Here is a 14,643-nt window from a genome sequence, read left to right on the forward strand (position 1 = left end):
CAACCCGCAAAGAGGTGATGCCAGATCTCAACCTTGTGAAACCGGCGCGGGCCCGGCTCAGGACTTGGGCTCGAAGGTCTTCGTCAGGGTCCGCCAGGTGTCCCGGCGCAGGTCGCTGCCCCAGTCGGCGGACTTCGCGGTGTACATCAGCGCGTACCCCTGGTGGTCATTGACGACGAATCCCCGGTCGATCGTGCGGTACTTGGTGCCGCTCTCGACGTAGGTGAATTCCCAGTCCGCCGCGTTCCAGCCCCGGTAGCCCACCTTCTCGATGCGGATCTTCTGGTACTGGGAGCGCGTCATGTAGCGCTCCTGGTTCTTCCAGTCCGCCACCGGGTCGCTCTTGGGGGTGGAGGTCCAGGCGACGAGCAGCTTCTGCCCGCCGGGCCCGGTGAACCGGTCCCCGGCGGCGCCCGTGGACGCGTACTTCCAGCCCTTGGGCAGTCCTATCTCGTAGCCCTGCTTGCCCTGGTGCGTCGATACGGCGCCGTCGCCGGCGGCGTCCCCCTTGCCGTCATTGTCGTCGGAGCCACCGGAGTCGTCGGTGTCCGCCGACTCCCCGGCGTCCTCGGAGGAACCGGCCCCGGCGCCGGCCGACGCGCTCCGCCCGCCGCTCGGCGTGGCGGCGCTCGGCGACGAGGCCCCGTCCGTACGGGTCCCGCCGGCCTCGTCCCGCCCGGCGCCGTCGCTCGCGGTGGCCGTGGCCGCGCCCTTGGTGCCGCCCCCGGCGCTCTTCTCGTCGTCGCCCCCCAGGGTGAGGGCGAGGACCAGACCGAGCACGGCGAGCACCACGACGACCGCGATGATCACCAGGGTGCGCTTCGGCACCACGTCGGTGAGGGACGCCTTCGGCACGGGCCGGGCCGGCAGGTCCGGCGGCGGCATCACGGGCCAGCCGGAGCTGCGCCCGCCGGACCCGGTGCCGGTGCCACCCGGCGCGGACCGCTGCCCGGCGGTGCCCGCGGCACCGGACGCGGCGGCCGCCGGCGCGGTCTTGCGCGCCGCCGCCGGGGACGCGGACGCCCCGGCGGCGGTGGACGTGCCGGAGCCGTCGGTGGCCGGTCCGCCGCTGCCGGACTTGGAGCGGGTGACGGCCGCGCCGGCCGCCCCCGCCGAGACGGCGGCCTTCTTCACCGAGCGCAGGGCGCCGCGCAGCTTCTCCCCGGCCTCCTCGCCCCGCCGGCTCCCGGCACCCGCCCGCTCGTCGAGCTGGGCCGGCAGCGGCACCACCTTGGTGGCGTCCACCGGTTCCGCGGCGGTGCCGGGCGAGTTGATGATCTTGGTGAGCAGCGCGCGGGCCCCGGCGTCGTCGAGCCGCTTGGCGGGGTCCTTGGTGAGCAGTCCGTGGATGACGTCCCTGAGCGGTCCGGCGTTCCTCGGCTCCTCCAGCGGCTCGGTCATCACCGCGGTGAGCGTGGCGATCGCGGAGCCCTTGTCGTAGGGCGGGGTGCCCTCCACCGCCGCGTACAGCAGCCCGCCCAGCGACCACAGGTCGGCCGCCGGTCCCGGCTTGTGACCGCGGGCCCGCTCCGGGGAGATGTAGGAGGGGGCGCCGACGAGCATGCCGGTGGAGGTGATGGACGGGTCGCCCTCGACCTGGGCGATGCCGAAGTCGGTGAGCACGACCCGGCCGTCCTCGGCGATCAGCACGTTGGACGGCTTCACGTCGCGGTGCAGGATGCCCTCGCGGTGCGCCGAGCGCAGCACGTCCAGGACGGCGAGGCCGACCTCGGCGGCGCGGCGCGGCTCCAGCAGTCCGTCCTCGCGGATCACCTCGGCGAGCGACTTGCCCTCGACGAGTTCCATCACGATCCACGGCCGGTCGTCCTCGTCGACCACGTCGAAGACCGTCACGGCGCTGTTGTTGCGGATCCGCGCGATCGCCTTGGCCTCGCGCAGCGTACGCGTGATCAGGCGCCGCTTCTCCTCCTCGTCGATGTTCGACGGGAACCGCAGCTCCTTGACGGCGACCGTGCGTCCCAGGGTCTCGTCCTCGGCCCGCCACACCGTCCCCATGCCGCCGCGGCCGAGCACATCTCCCAGCCGGTACCGCCCGGCGAGGAGACGTGCGCTCTTGTCCTGACGGGATGTCCCCGCCCGCTCCGCCTCCGACATGCGTCCCCTCATGCAACCCGCCCTGACAGAGCCTTCATTGTCCCTCACCCGACAAGTGCTCGACGCCCAGGGTGCCCCTGGCGGCGCAGTCCGGTCCCGCGCGTGGCGGGGCCCGGTGCACCCGGCGTTCCACGGCCTTGCACGACGGGCGCGAGGAAGGAGGAGCCCGCGGTGCCGCCGACGCGGACGCCACCGGCGTTCGCCCTGCTCCTGACCCGCTTCACGCGGTCCGCGGCCCGCCGACGAGCACCGCGCCGGACTCCGCCCGATCCGCGTGTCCGTGACGTCCCGTCAGGTCCCGCGCATCGCTCTCACCCGCCCCCCGGCCGACCTGGGCCGCTCCTCGTGCTCCACCACCGACTACGTGTGCTGCTCGGCGTGGTCGCCGAGCAGGTCACCGGGCACTCGTGCGCCGTGGAGGCCGAGCGCCGTCTCATCGCTCCGCTGGGTCCGACAGATACCTCCTTCCCCGGTTCCCGGACTTCACCGCCCCGCCGCACGGCCGCGCCCGCACGGCCGGCGGTGCCGGCGGGCCGTCAAGCCACGGCCGCCCGGCGCCGGGTCCTCTCCTCCTCCCAGACCAGTCCGGCGGCGCGCATCCTCTCCAGTGCCTCCACCAGAGACGGCAGGGGGGCGCCGAGGTAGAGCCGGACGTAGCCCCGGGAGTCGTTCACCGGCAGGCCGGGGGTGGACATGTGGCCCTCGCCGAGGAGGACACCGCAGCGGTACAGGCAGTACCGCCGGAAGTCCGGCCGCGCACCGGGGGCCGCGTCCTGCGCGTACCACGGAGGTGTGCGCGCCAGCAGGAAGGGACCGCTCCGCCCGGGGAAGAAGGCCCCTTCCGGGTAGCCGAGGCCGTCCGTGAGGCGGCCGCCCACCTCCGCGCGCTTGGCCGCGTACTCCTCGCGCTGCCGGGCGAGGTACGCGTCGCTGGCGGGCGACCTCAGCCAGCGGGCCATCGCGGCCTGCAGGGGGACGGCGGAGACATAGGTGTACTGGGGCAGCAGGCGGGTGCAGAGCTGCGTCAGCGTACCGGGCGCGGCGGTCAGGGCGCCGATGCCCCAGCCGTTGCAGTGGTACTGCTTGCCGAGGGACCGTACCGCCAGCCAGCGGGGGCGGCGGGCCGGGGGCAGCCCGCCGACCTCCTCCAGCAGGATGCGCAGGGTGTTGGTGGGGGTGATGCCGGGGTCGTACACGGCGTAGAAGGCGTCGTCGACGAGCAGGTCGGCACCCGTCTCGACGGCGGCCCGGATCATGGCGCGCACGGTGTCCGGGGCCCAGTTGGCTCCCGTGGGATTGTGCTGGGCGTTGAGGATCAGCAGCACGGGGCCGTCGGTGTCCCGCCGTGCCCGGCGCAGCACTTGGGCCACTTCCTGGGGGTCGGGCTGGTAGCCGGTCTCCGGGGCGAGGGAGAAGTGCCGCATCTCGTAGCCGAGTGCCGTGCAGACGCCGGAGTAGTCCCAGGCCGGCGTGGAGCAGACGGCGACCGGCGGTCCCGTGACGGCTGCCGGGGTGGTCTCCCGCAGCCACCGGCCGAAGTGGAACATGGCGTTGCGGGTGCTGTTCTGGGAGACGCACACGTCGTAGTCGGTGCCGAGCGCGGCGGCGTCCGCAAGGCCGTGGTCGGCGCGGATGTAGGCCCGCAGGGCGCGTTGCAGCTCGGGCAGGCCGTACGGGCTGAGGACGTACCCGTGGCAGTACGCCGGCAGGGCCGAGGCGAGGATGTCACGCAGGCCCGGGGCGGCTTGCGTCCAGGTCTCGCCCAGGCTGAGGTAGATCACGTCCGCCGGGTCGTGTCCGGCGTCCTGGTACTCCATCAGCAGAGCGGCGTCTCCATAGGGATTCGGCAGGCCCCGGTCGGCGGTGATGTCGGCCAGTGGGTGCATGGAGGGCGTTCTCTTTCCTGTCTCCGTGGCGCGTGAGCGTGACGGCCGGTCGCCGCCGCGGTCGTGGCCCTCCGGCGCCCCGCCTGTTCGCGCGCGCGGCCGGTACCCCGCCATCCGACGCGCCGCCCTGACCCGGCCCGGAGAACTCGTCCGCGACGACGCCGTCCCTGCGCCTCCCGAAACGTGTTCCACCTCCGCGCGGTTCAGCGCGGCGAGCGAGACGGAGCAGGTGACGAGGGCGCGTGTCAGGGCGTCACGGCGGCAGCGCGGCGCCTCACAACGGCACGATGTCCGGCGCCCCCAGTCGTGCCGCGTCCGCCGTCAGGTCGTCGGGCTGGCGCTGGGACTCCCGTTCCGCCTCGACCCGCTTCTCGTAGTGCTCCACCTCGCGCTCCACCTGGTCCTCGTCCCAGCCCAGCACGGGCGCCATCAGCCCGGCCGCCGCACGGGCGCTGAGGGTGCCCCGGTCGAAGGTCTCGATGGAGATGCGGGTGCGCCGGGTCAGTACGTCGTCCAGGTGCCGCGCGCCCTCGTGCGAGGCGGCGTACACGATCTCGGCGCGCAGGTAGTCGTCGGCGGCGGGCAGCGGTTCGCCGAGCGAGGGGTCGGCGGCGATCAGCGCCAGGACCTCCTCGGCCAGGGTGCCGTAACGGTTCAGCAGGTGTTCCACGCGGACCACGTGCAGGCCGGTCCGGGCGGCGACCCGCGCCCGCGCGTTCCACAGCGCGCGGAAGCCCTCGGCGCCCAGCAGCGGCACGTCCTCGGTGACGCAGTCGGCGACCCGCTGGTCCAGGCCGTGCACCGCCGCGTCGACCGCGTCCTTGGCCATCACCCGGTACGTGGTGTACTTCCCGCCCGCCACGACCACCAGCCCGGGGACCGGATGGGCGACCGTGTGCTCGCGGGAGAGCTTGCTGGTGGCGTCCGACTCGCCGGCCAGCAGCGGCCGCAGCCCCGCGTACACCCCCTCGACGTCGTCCCTGGTCAGCGGCACGGCGAGCACCGAGTTGACGTGTTCGAGGAGGTAGTCGATGTCCGCGCTGGACGCGGCCGGGTGAGCCTTGTCGAGGTCCCAGTCGGTGTCCGTGGTGCCGATGATCCAGTGCCGGCCCCAGGGGATGACGAACAGCACGGACTTCTCGGTGCGCAGGATCAGCCCGGTCGAGGAGTGGATGCGGTCCTTGGGGACGACGAGGTGGATGCCCTTGGAGGCCCGGACGTGGAACTGGCCGCGCTCCCCCACCAGCGACTGGGTGTCGTCGGTCCACACCCCGGTGGCGTTGACCACCTGCCTGGCGCGGATCTCGTACTCCCCGCCGCCCTCGACGTCCCGCACGCGGGCGCCCACGACCCGCTCGCCCTCGCGCAGGAAGCCGGTCACCCGCGCACGGTTGGCGACCGGCGCGCCGTACGCCGCCGCGGTGCGCACCAGGGTGGCCACGAACCGGGCGTCGTCCATCTGCGCGTCGTAGTACTGCAACGCCCCGACCAGCGCGTCCTTCTTCAGCGCGGGTGCCACGCGCAGGGCGTGGCGGCGGCTGAGGTGGCGGTGGGCCGGCAGGCCCCGGCCGTGCCCGCGGGCCATCGACATCGCGTCGTAGAGCGCGACGCCGGACCCGGCGTAGAGCCGCTCCCAGCCCTTGTGGCGCAGCGGATAGAGGAACGGCACCGGCTTCACCAGGTGCGGGGCGAGCCGCTCCAGCAGCAGGCCGCGCTCCTTCAGCGCCTCCCGGACCAGCGCGAAGTCGAGCATCTCCAGGTAGCGCAGGCCGCCGTGGATCAGCTTGCTGGACCGGCTGGAGGTGCCGGAGGCCCAGTCGCGCGCCTCGACCAGGCCGGTGGACAGACCGCGGGTGACGGCGTCCAGGGCGGTGCCCGCGCCCACCACGCCGCCGCCGACGACCAGCACGTCCAGTTCCCGCTCGGCCATCGCCGCCAGCGACTCGGCGCGCTGCGCCGGGCCCAGTATCGCTGTCCTCACCGCTGCCTCCCGCTCGTCCGGTCGTCCCGGTCCATCGGTCGCGTCGGCCGCACCCGTGGGGCGAGGCCCGGTCGTACCGCGTACCCCCCATGCCCAGATTCTGACCGGCTTGCCCGACTTCAGCCACCACGAGTCCTCACCTGTGGACAACCGTCACACCAACACTCGGGGAGACTCGGCCGACCAATCCCGCAAATCGGTCATATTTACTCCTAGTCTGACCGTGTGCTCGCCCGGGTTGTCCACCGGGCTTGCGCGCCTGTCCCGCTTCGGTTACTGGGAAGGACGGCCCACGCCATGCCCGCAGATCTCGCCGTCATCGGACTCGGCCCCTACGGCCTGCCCCTGGCCCAGGCCGCCGTCGCCGCCGGCATCCCCACGCTCGGTTACCGCACCGGGCCCGAGGCCGGCTCCCTGACCCCCGCCGAACTGCGCCGGATGCTCGCCGGCGGCTTCCGGACCGCCGCCGGACCGGCCGAGCTGGGCCGGGTCCGCACCGCCGTCATCTGCGCGCCGACCCCGCCGGGCGCGGACGGCGGCCCGGACCTGGCCCAGGTGGAGGCCGCGGCCCGCACCCTCGCCGCCCATCTGCGCCCGCACACCACGGTGATCCTGGAGTCGCCGGTGCGCCCGGGGACGACGGAGGACTTCCTCCGCCCGGTCCTGGAACACGGATCGGGCCTGCGCGCGGGGCGCGACTTCCACCTCGCCTACTCCCCCAGCCGCGTCGACCCCGGCAACCGCGACTTCACCCCCGCGAACATCCCGAAGGTCATCGGCGGCCTCACCCCCGCCTGCACCGAGTCGGCCGCCGCCTTCTACGGCCGCCTGACCGACAAGGTGGTCCGCGCCCGGGGCCCCCGGGAGGCGGAGACGGTGCAGCTCCTGGAGACCAACTTCCGGCATGTGAACATCGCACTCGTCAACGAGATGTCCGTCCTCTGCCACGATCTGGGCGTCGACCTGTGGGACGTCATCCGCTGCGCCGAGACGAAACCGTTCGGATTCCAGACCTTCCGCCCCGGCCCCGGCGTCGGCGGCCACTCCGTCCCGCAGGACCTCACCGGCCGGGCCCCACACGCCCTGCGCATGGTGGAGCTGGCCCAGCGGGTCAACAGCCAGATGCCCCGCTACGTCGTCCAGCGCGCCGCCGCCCTCCTCAACGAGCACGGCAAGTCGGCCCGCGGCGCCCGCGTCCTCCTCCTCGGCGTCACCTACAAGGCCGACCTCGCCGACCTGCAGGCCGCCCCGGCCGAGGAGATCGCGACCCGGCTGGTGTCGATGGGCGCCGCGGTCAGCTACCACGACCCGCACGTCCCGTCCTGGTCGGTCCTGGACCGCCCGGTCCCCCGCGTCGACTCCCTGTACGAGGCCGCCGCCGACGCCGATCTGACCATCCTGCTCCAGCAGCACCGCACGTACGACCTCCAGGGCCTGTCGGTGAAGGCCCAGCTCCTGCTGGACACCCGCGGCGCCACGCCCACCGGGGCGGCCCACCGGCTGTGAGGGAACGCGCGAAGGGCCGGCCACCACCAGGTGACCGGCCCCTCGTCCGCGTACGCGGCTCAGCGGCGGTGCTGGGAGTCCGCCACCGTCACCTCGACGCGCTGGAACTCCTTCAGCTCGCTGTAGCCGGTGGTGGCCATGGCGCGGCGCAGGGCACCGAAGAAGTTCATCGAGCCGTCGGGGGTGTGGGACGGACCGATGAGGATCTCCTCTATGGTGCCGACGGTGCCGAGGTCGACCTTCTTGCCGCGCGGCAGCTCCTCGTTGACCGCCTCCATGCCCCAGTGGTGGCCCTTGCCCGGCGCGTCGGTGGCGCGCGCCAGCGGCGAGCCCATCATCACCGAGTCGGCGCCGCAGGCGATCGCCTTGGGCAGGTCGCCGGACCAGCCGACCCCGCCGTCCGCGATGACGTGCACGTACCGGCCGCCGGACTCGTCCATGTAGTCGCGGCGGGCCGCCGCCACGTCCGCGACGGCGGTGGCCATGGGGACCTGGATGCCCAGCACATTGCGCGTGGTGTGCGCGGCGCCGCCGCCGAAGCCGACCAGGACGCCGGCCGCGCCGGTGCGCATCAGGTGCAGGGCGGCGGTGTAGGTGGCGCAGCCGCCGACGATGACCGGGACGTCCAGCTCGTAGATGAACTGCTTGAGGTTGAGCGGCTCGTGCGAGCCGGAGACGTGCTCCGCCGAGACGGTCGTCCCGCGGATGACGAAGATGTCCACGCCCGCGTCGACCACGGCCTTGGAGAACTGGGCGGTGCGCTGCGGGGAGAGCGCGGCGGCGGTGACCACGCCCGAGTCGCGCACCTCCTTGATGCGCTGCCCGATCAGCTCCTCCTTGATGGGAGCGGCGTAGATCTCCTGCAGCCGGCGGGTGGCGGCCTCGACGGGCAGGCCGACGATCTCGTCGAGCAGCGGCCGAGGGTCCTCGTACCGGGTCCACAGCCCTTCGAGGTTCAGCACGCCGAGGCCGCCGAGCTCGCCGATGCGGATGGCGGTGGCCGGGGAGACGACCGAGTCCATCGGGGCGGCCAGGAACGGCAGCTCGAAGCGGTAGGCGTCGATCTGCCAGGCGATCGAGACCTCCTTCGGGTCCCGGGTACGGCGGCTGGGGACGACGGCGATGTCGTCGAAGGCGTACGCCCGGCGGCCGCGCTTGCCGCGCCCGATCTCGATCTCAGTCACGTCTGTGGCCTTTCCCTCTGCGTTTCAGCGTCTTCCAGTATCGCCGACGGGCACGGCAGGGCGTTGCTGCGGGATCTCCGTGGAAGAAGGAGCGGCGTTCGGTGCGTGCGCTCGGCGTGCGGTGTGAAGGGTCATGTGGCGGAGCCACCTGGCCCTTCACACCGTGCGGCGAGGGTGCGTGCCGGGCGTCGTGACGCCGCGGAGATCCCGCAGCAACGCCCTGGGCGGCCCCGGATCTCCCGGGACCGCCCTGGCAGGCGCCGGCTACTTGGTGCGGCTGTAGTTCGGTGCCTCGACCGTCATCTGGATGTCGTGCGGGTGGCTCTCCTTGAGGCCGGCGGAGGTGATCCGCACGAACCGGCCGTTGCTCTGCAGCTCCGGTACGGTCCGGCCGCCGACGTAGAACATCGACTGGCGCAGACCGCCCACCAACTGGTGGACGACCGAGGAGAGCGGGCCCCGGTAGGGCACCTGGCCCTCGATGCCCTCGGGGACGAGCTGCTCGTCGGAGGCGACGCCCTCCTGGAAGTAGCGGTCCTTGGAGAACGACTTGCGGTCGCCGCGGGTCTGCATGGCGCCCAGCGAGCCCATGCCCCGGTACGACTTGAACTGCTTGCCGTTGATGAACAGCAGCTCGCCCGGCGACTCCTCGCAGCCCGCGAGCAGCGACCCCAGCATCACCGTGTCGGCGCCGGCCACCAGGGCCTTGGCGATGTCGCCGGAGTACTGCAGACCGCCGTCGCCGATCACCGGCACACCGGCCTCGCGGGCGGCCAGGGACGCCTCGTAGATCGCGGTGACCTGCGGGACGCCGACGCCGGCGACCACGCGGGTGGTGCAGATGGAGCCGGGGCCGACACCGACCTTGATGCCGTCGGCGCCCGCGTCGACCAGGGCCTTGGCGCCGTCCCGGGTGGCGATGTTGCCGCCGATGACGTCGACGCCGGTGGAGTTGGACTTGATCTTGGCGACCATGTCGCCGACCAGCCGGGAGTGGCCGTGCGCGGTGTCCACGACGATGAAGTCGACGCCCGCCTCGATCAGCGCCTGGGCCCGCTCGTAGGCGTCGCCGGCCACGCCGACCGCGGCGCCGACCAGCAGCCGGCCCTCGGCGTCCTTGGAGGCGTTGGGGTACTTCTCGGCCTTGACGAAGTCCTTGACGGTGATCAGACCCTTGAGGACACCGCCGTCGTCGACCAGCGGCAGCTTCTCGATCTTGTGGCGGCGCAGCAGCTCCATCGCCTCGTGACCGGAGATGCCGACCTTGCCGGTGACCAGCGGCATCGGCGTCATGACCTCGCGCACCCGGCGGGCCCGGTCGGTCTCGAAGGCCATGTCGCGGTTGGTGACGATGCCGAGCAGCTTGCCGCCGCCGTCGGTGACCGGCACACCGCTGATGCGGAACTTGGCGCACAGGGCGTCGGCCTCGGCGAGCGTGGCGTCCGGGTGGATCGTGATGGGGTGGGCCACCATGCCCGACTCGGACCGCTTGACCAGGTCGACCTGGTTGGCCTGGTCCTCGATGGACAGGTTGCGGTGCAGCACGCCGACGCCGCCCTGGCGGGCCATCGCGATCGCCATGCGCGACTCGGTGACCTTGTCCATGGCGGCGGACAGCAGCGGGATGTTGACCCGCACGTTCTTGGAGACGTACGAGGCGGTGTCGATCTCGTCGGGTGCCATGTCCGACGGGCCCGGCAGCAGCAGCACGTCGTCGTAGGTCAGCCCGAGTGTCGCGAATTTCTCGGGCACTCCGTCGACGTTGGCAGTCATGACACCTTCCCCAAATGGCCTTGATCGGTGCGGATGTCCATGCTAACGGGGAATGGACGTGGGTCATTCCACGATCAAGGAGGCGGCGGGCCTTCGTAGCTTCGTACGGGCCTGGTCGGCGGCGGGTCCGCCGGCCCCGGGGCTACTGCTCCGCGAGCGCCCGCAGACGGCTGAGCGCCCGGTGCTGGGCGACCCGGACCGCGCCGGGTGACATTCCCAACATCTGGCCGGTCTCCTCGGCGGTGAGGCCGACGGCGATCCGCAGCAGCAGCAGCTCGCGCTGGTTCTCGGGCAGGTTGGCCAGCAGTTTCTTGGCCCACTCGGCGTCGCTGCTGAGCAGCGCCCGCTCCTCCGGGCCGAGGGAGTCGTCCGGCCGCTCGGGCATCTCGTCGGACGGCACGGCGGTGGAGCCGGGGTGGCGCATCGCGGCGCGCTGGAGGTCGGCGACCTTGTGGGCGGCGATGGCGAACACGAACGCCTCGAACGGGCGGCCGGTGTCCTTGTAGCGCGGCAGCGCGAGCAGGACCGCGACGCAGACCTCCTGGGCGAGGTCCTCGACGAAGTGCCGGGCGTCGCCGGGCAGCCGGGAGAGCCGGGTGCGGCAGTAGCGCAGGGCGAGCGGGTGGACATGGGCGAGCAGGTCGTGCGTGGCCTGCTCGTCCCCGTCGACGGCCCGGTGGACGAGCGCACCGACCGTCCCCCCTTGCTCGGGGGCCGCCTCGTCGTCACGCATCGGTCCATGGTGCCCTGCGGCCGTCCGATCCGTGACACCGCGTCCGGTGTTGTGCACCGAAGCGTTATGAGCAGGTGCGCCGGAACTCATCCCCTGCGCCCTCCCCTTCCGCTCGACCGACTCGTCCCCGAGGAACTCCACACCTCAAGGATGCGGCATCCGCGGCGAAACGAGCAGCGGGCACCGACAGGGCTACGTGACCGGCCCCGCTCCCGCGCCCCGGGGGGCGCGGGGCCGTGGCGACCCGTGGCCCGCGCCGGCCCGTCCGACCGGCGGCGATGTCCTGCGGGCGCCGGACGGTACGGCGCGGCGGCCGGGGAACCTAGCGGACCAGGCCCCAGCGGAAGCCGAGGGCCACCGCGTGGGCGCGGTCCGAGGCCCCGAGCTTCTTGAACAGCCGCCGGGCGTGCGTCTTGACGGTGTCCTCGGAGAGGAACAGCTCGCGGCCGATCTCGGCGTTGGACCGGCCGTGGCTCATGCCCTCCAGCACCTGGATCTCCCGCGCGGTGAGCGTCGGCGCGGCGCCCATCTCGGCGGAGCGCAGCCGCCGCGGGGCGAGCCGCCAGGTCGGGTCGGCGAGGGCCTGGGTGACCGTGGCCCGCAGTTCGGCGCGCGAGGCGTCCTTGTGCAGATAGCCCCGGGCGCCGGCGGCGACCGCGAGGGCCACGCCGTCGAGGTCCTCGGCGACGGTGAGCATGATGATGCGCGCGCCGGGGTCGGCGGACAGCAGCCGCCGGACGGTCTCGACACCGCCCAGGCCGGGCATGCGCACATCCATCAGAATCAGGTCGGAGCGGTCGGCGCCCCAGCGGCGGAGGACTTCCTCGCCGTTGGCAGCCGTCGTCACGCGCTCGACGCCGGGCACGGTCGCGACCGCGCGGCGGAGCGCCTCTCGGGCAAGCGGGGAGTCGTCGCAGACGAGGACGGATGTCATGACCGTCCTCCGCAGCTAGTGCGCGTCACCTTGAGCCTCCAGGCTGGTACGGAATCGTCACCTGTGCGGTCGACCGTCTCGGACACCCGCCCGAGCACTTGTCCTTCAACCGCCTCCGCACTCTCAACGACGGTCACTCGAAAGAGTTACGGGGCTGTGTGTCGTCTTCGGCACTCTACGTGAGGGGACGGACACGAGTCAGTCACACGCAGCGAACCCACAATCTTTCATCACAACCTATGCCCCATTTGGCCGCTTTTCTTCCGCTTCGGCGGTGTCTGCGACTAGATTCGCAATGAGTCATATTTTCATCTCCTTAGACCGTAGTTGTACGGTCGTGGATTTCGTATCCACCCAGATCGGTTGCAAGGGGTCACGCCATGGCAGATTTCTCCCGCCTTCCCGGACCGAACGCGGACCTGTGGGACTGGCAGCTCCTGGCTGCGTGCCGCGGGGTGGACAGCTCGCTCTTCTTCCATCCGGAGGGCGAGCGCGGCGCGGCCCGCAGCGCTCGTGAGAACTCGGCCAAAGAGGTCTGCATGAGGTGCCCGGTCCGCGCGGAGTGCGCGGCGCACGCGCTGGCGGTGCGCGAGCCGTACGGCGTGTGGGGCGGACTGACCGAGGACGAACGGGAAGAGCTGATGGGGCGCGCGCGCAACCGGCTGGTGTCGGCCTCGCCGGCCGGCGGCGACTCCGCCGCGCACACCTGAAAGAACGTTTCTCCAACGCCGGACGCCGGACGCCGCTCGCCGCTCGCCGCACGCCGCACGCCGGGCCCCGCACCGCCCGGCGCCCGGGCGGGTCACGCGCCCGCGGCCCGCGCCAGCTCGTCCAGCGTCGCCGCCACCGCCGGCACCTGGGCCAGGTCGGGCAGCGTCAGGGCGACGATCTCCCGGCGCACCACGGGTTCCAGCCGGACCGTGCGGGCGCCGCGCGGGCGGACCGAGTCCACCGCGAGCTGGGGCAGCACGGCGACCCCGAGACCGGCGCCGACCAGGCCGACGACGGCCGGGTAGTCGTCGGTGGCGAAGTCGATGCGGGGCGCGAAGCCGGCCGCCTCGCACACCTCGACCAACTGGCCCCGGCAGCGCGGGCAGCCCGCGATCCAGGACTCCCCGGCCAGTTCGCCGATGGCCACCGACCCGGCGCGGGCCAGCGGATGCCGCTCGGGCACCAGCGCCACCAGCCGGTCGCTCAGCAGCGGCCGGACCACCAGGTCGTCCCACTCCTCCGCGCCCGCCGCCCCCTCGTAACGGAACGTGAGGGTCACATCGCAGTCGCCCTCGCGCAGCCGTTCGACGGAGGCCGGGGGCTCGGCCTCCTCCAGGGAGACCCGGGTGCCGGGGTGGGCGGCCCGCAGCGCGGCGAGGGCGGTGGGGACGAGGGTGGAGCTGCCGCTGGGGAAGGAGACCAGCCGGACCCGGCCGGCCCGCAGCCCGGCGATGGCGGCGACCTCCTCCTCGGCGGCGGTGAGCCCGGCGAGGATGCCGGAGGCGTGCCGCACCAGCGCCTCGCCGGCCTGGGTGAGCCGCATCTCCCGGCCCGCGCGGACCAGCAGGGGGGTGCCGACGGAGGCTTCCAGGGCCTTCATCTGCTGGCTGACGGCGGGCTGGGTGCAGCCCAGCTCACGCCCCGCCGCGGAGAAGGAGCCGGTGGCGGCGACGGCACGCAGTACCCGGAGATGACGAGCCTCGATCACGCCCCCGAGGATAAGCCCTGCTTTGATACGGCGGCGAATAATCCGTCGACGCTTTGAGGCCGCGTTGTCTACCGTGCCGCCATGGAACTTCTGTCCGTGAACCTGGGCCGGCCCGAGGCCGTGCCGTACACCGACCATCCGCAGGGTGTGACCGGCATCGACAAGCGGCCCGTCGAGGGGCCGGTGCGGGTGGCGGCGCCGGGGCCGAAGGGGACCGGTGGCAGCGGGCTCGCCGGGGACGCGGTGTGCGACACGCGGCACCACGGCGGTGACGACCAGGCGGTGTACGCGATGGCCCGCGAGGACCTCGACGACTGGGAGCGGGAGCTGGGCCGGCCGCTGCGCAACGGCGCGTTCGGCGAGAACCTCACCACCCGGGGCCTGGACGTGTCCGGCGCGCTGATCGGCGAGCGCTGGCGGGTCGGCGCGGACGTGGTCCTGGAGGTGACCAGCGGGCGGATACCCTGCCTGACCTTCCAGGGCCATCTGGGTGAGAAGCAGTGGGTGCGGCGGTTCACCCGCAAGGGAGCGCCGGGCGCGTACTTCCGGGTGATCGAGCCCGGTGAGGTGCGGGCGGGCGATCCGGTGGAGATCGTGCACCGGCCGAGTCACGGGGTGACGGTGGCCCTGCAGTTCCGCGCACTGACGACCGAGCGCGAGCTGCTGCCGGAGCTGCTGGCGGCGGCCGACGCGCTGCACCCGCTGGCGCTGGAGACGGCACAGAAGTACGTGGCCGGGCACGCCTCCTGACGGACGGACGCCGGACCGTCTTCACCGGGGCTTCACCGACCGGGGGGCTCGGTGTGCGGAGCGCGCCCGCCCGGTCCGGGTC

At 73.0% G+C, this 14,643-nt stretch carries 11 protein-coding genes; 3 read left to right on the forward strand and 8 right to left on the reverse strand.

Annotated features, from left to right (window positions below):
• Positions 1-57: 57 nt before the first annotated feature.
• The 3 genes from IE316_RS21340 to IE316_RS21350 form a co-directional block, all read right to left on the reverse strand.
• Complete coding sequence (locus IE316_RS21340) at positions 58-2,115, reverse strand: serine/threonine-protein kinase (RefSeq protein ID WP_190206035.1); 2,058 nt, start codon at positions 2,113-2,115, stop codon at positions 58-60.
• 536 nt (positions 2,116-2,651) lie between these two features.
• On the reverse strand, positions 2,652-4,001 hold the full coding sequence (locus tag IE316_RS21345) for an aminotransferase class I/II-fold pyridoxal phosphate-dependent enzyme (protein WP_190206036.1): 1,350 nt from the start codon (positions 3,999-4,001) through the stop codon (positions 2,652-2,654).
• A gap of 274 nt (positions 4,002-4,275) precedes the next feature.
• Positions 4,276-5,982, reverse strand: a complete 1,707-nt coding sequence (locus IE316_RS21350) for a glycerol-3-phosphate dehydrogenase/oxidase (protein ID WP_190206037.1) — start codon at positions 5,980-5,982, stop codon at positions 4,276-4,278.
• Positions 5,983-6,279: 297 nt separating this feature from the next.
• Between IE316_RS21350 and IE316_RS21355 the strand changes: the two genes are divergently transcribed.
• Entirely contained in the window at positions 6,280-7,488 is a 1,209-nt protein-coding gene (locus tag IE316_RS21355; RefSeq protein ID WP_190206038.1) for a nucleotide sugar dehydrogenase, read from the forward strand.
• 59 nt (positions 7,489-7,547) lie between these two features.
• On the opposite strand, the gene IE316_RS21360 is transcribed toward IE316_RS21355, so the two are convergent.
• The 4 genes from IE316_RS21360 to IE316_RS21375 all read right to left on the reverse strand — a co-directional run bounded on the left by IE316_RS21360 (position 7,548) and on the right by IE316_RS21375 (position 12,112).
• Positions 7,548-8,672: a GuaB3 family IMP dehydrogenase-related protein gene (locus tag IE316_RS21360; protein WP_190206039.1), complete on the reverse strand. Its 1,125-nt coding sequence runs from the start codon at positions 8,670-8,672 to the stop codon at positions 7,548-7,550.
• 264 nt (positions 8,673-8,936) lie between these two features.
• Positions 8,937-10,445 (reverse strand): IMP dehydrogenase, encoded by a 1,509-nt coding sequence (guaB, locus tag IE316_RS21365; protein WP_190206040.1) that lies wholly within the window; start codon positions 10,443-10,445, stop codon positions 8,937-8,939.
• 142 nt (positions 10,446-10,587) lie between these two features.
• Entirely contained in the window at positions 10,588-11,178 is a 591-nt protein-coding gene (locus IE316_RS21370) for a sigma-70 family RNA polymerase sigma factor (protein ID WP_190206041.1), read from the reverse strand.
• Between the two features lie 322 nt (positions 11,179-11,500).
• Entirely contained in the window at positions 11,501-12,112 is a 612-nt protein-coding gene (locus IE316_RS21375) for a response regulator transcription factor (protein ID WP_003948568.1), read from the reverse strand.
• A gap of 380 nt (positions 12,113-12,492) precedes the next feature.
• Between IE316_RS21375 and IE316_RS21380 the strand changes: the two genes are divergently transcribed.
• The gene (locus IE316_RS21380) at positions 12,493-12,822 is read left to right on the forward strand and encodes a WhiB family transcriptional regulator (protein WP_190206042.1); all 330 of its coding nucleotides are present in this window, start codon (positions 12,493-12,495) and stop codon (positions 12,820-12,822) included.
• A gap of 92 nt (positions 12,823-12,914) precedes the next feature.
• Here the strand turns inward: IE316_RS21380 and IE316_RS21385 are convergent, their stop codons facing one another.
• Positions 12,915-13,811 carry a LysR family transcriptional regulator gene (locus IE316_RS21385; protein WP_190206043.1) on the reverse strand — a complete coding sequence of 299 codons (897 nt, stop codon included), beginning with the start codon at positions 13,809-13,811 and terminating at the stop codon, positions 12,915-12,917.
• Positions 13,812-13,892: 81 nt separating this feature from the next.
• Between IE316_RS21385 and IE316_RS21390 the strand changes: the two genes are divergently transcribed.
• Positions 13,893-14,561 carry an MOSC domain-containing protein gene (locus IE316_RS21390; protein WP_190206044.1) on the forward strand — a complete coding sequence of 223 codons (669 nt, stop codon included), beginning with the start codon at positions 13,893-13,895 and terminating at the stop codon, positions 14,559-14,561.
• Positions 14,562-14,643 lie beyond the last annotated feature (82 nt).

It is taken from the genome of Streptomyces fumanus (genome assembly GCF_014655295.1).
Taxonomy (GTDB): Bacteria; Actinomycetota; Actinomycetes; order Streptomycetales; family Streptomycetaceae; genus Streptomyces; species Streptomyces fumanus.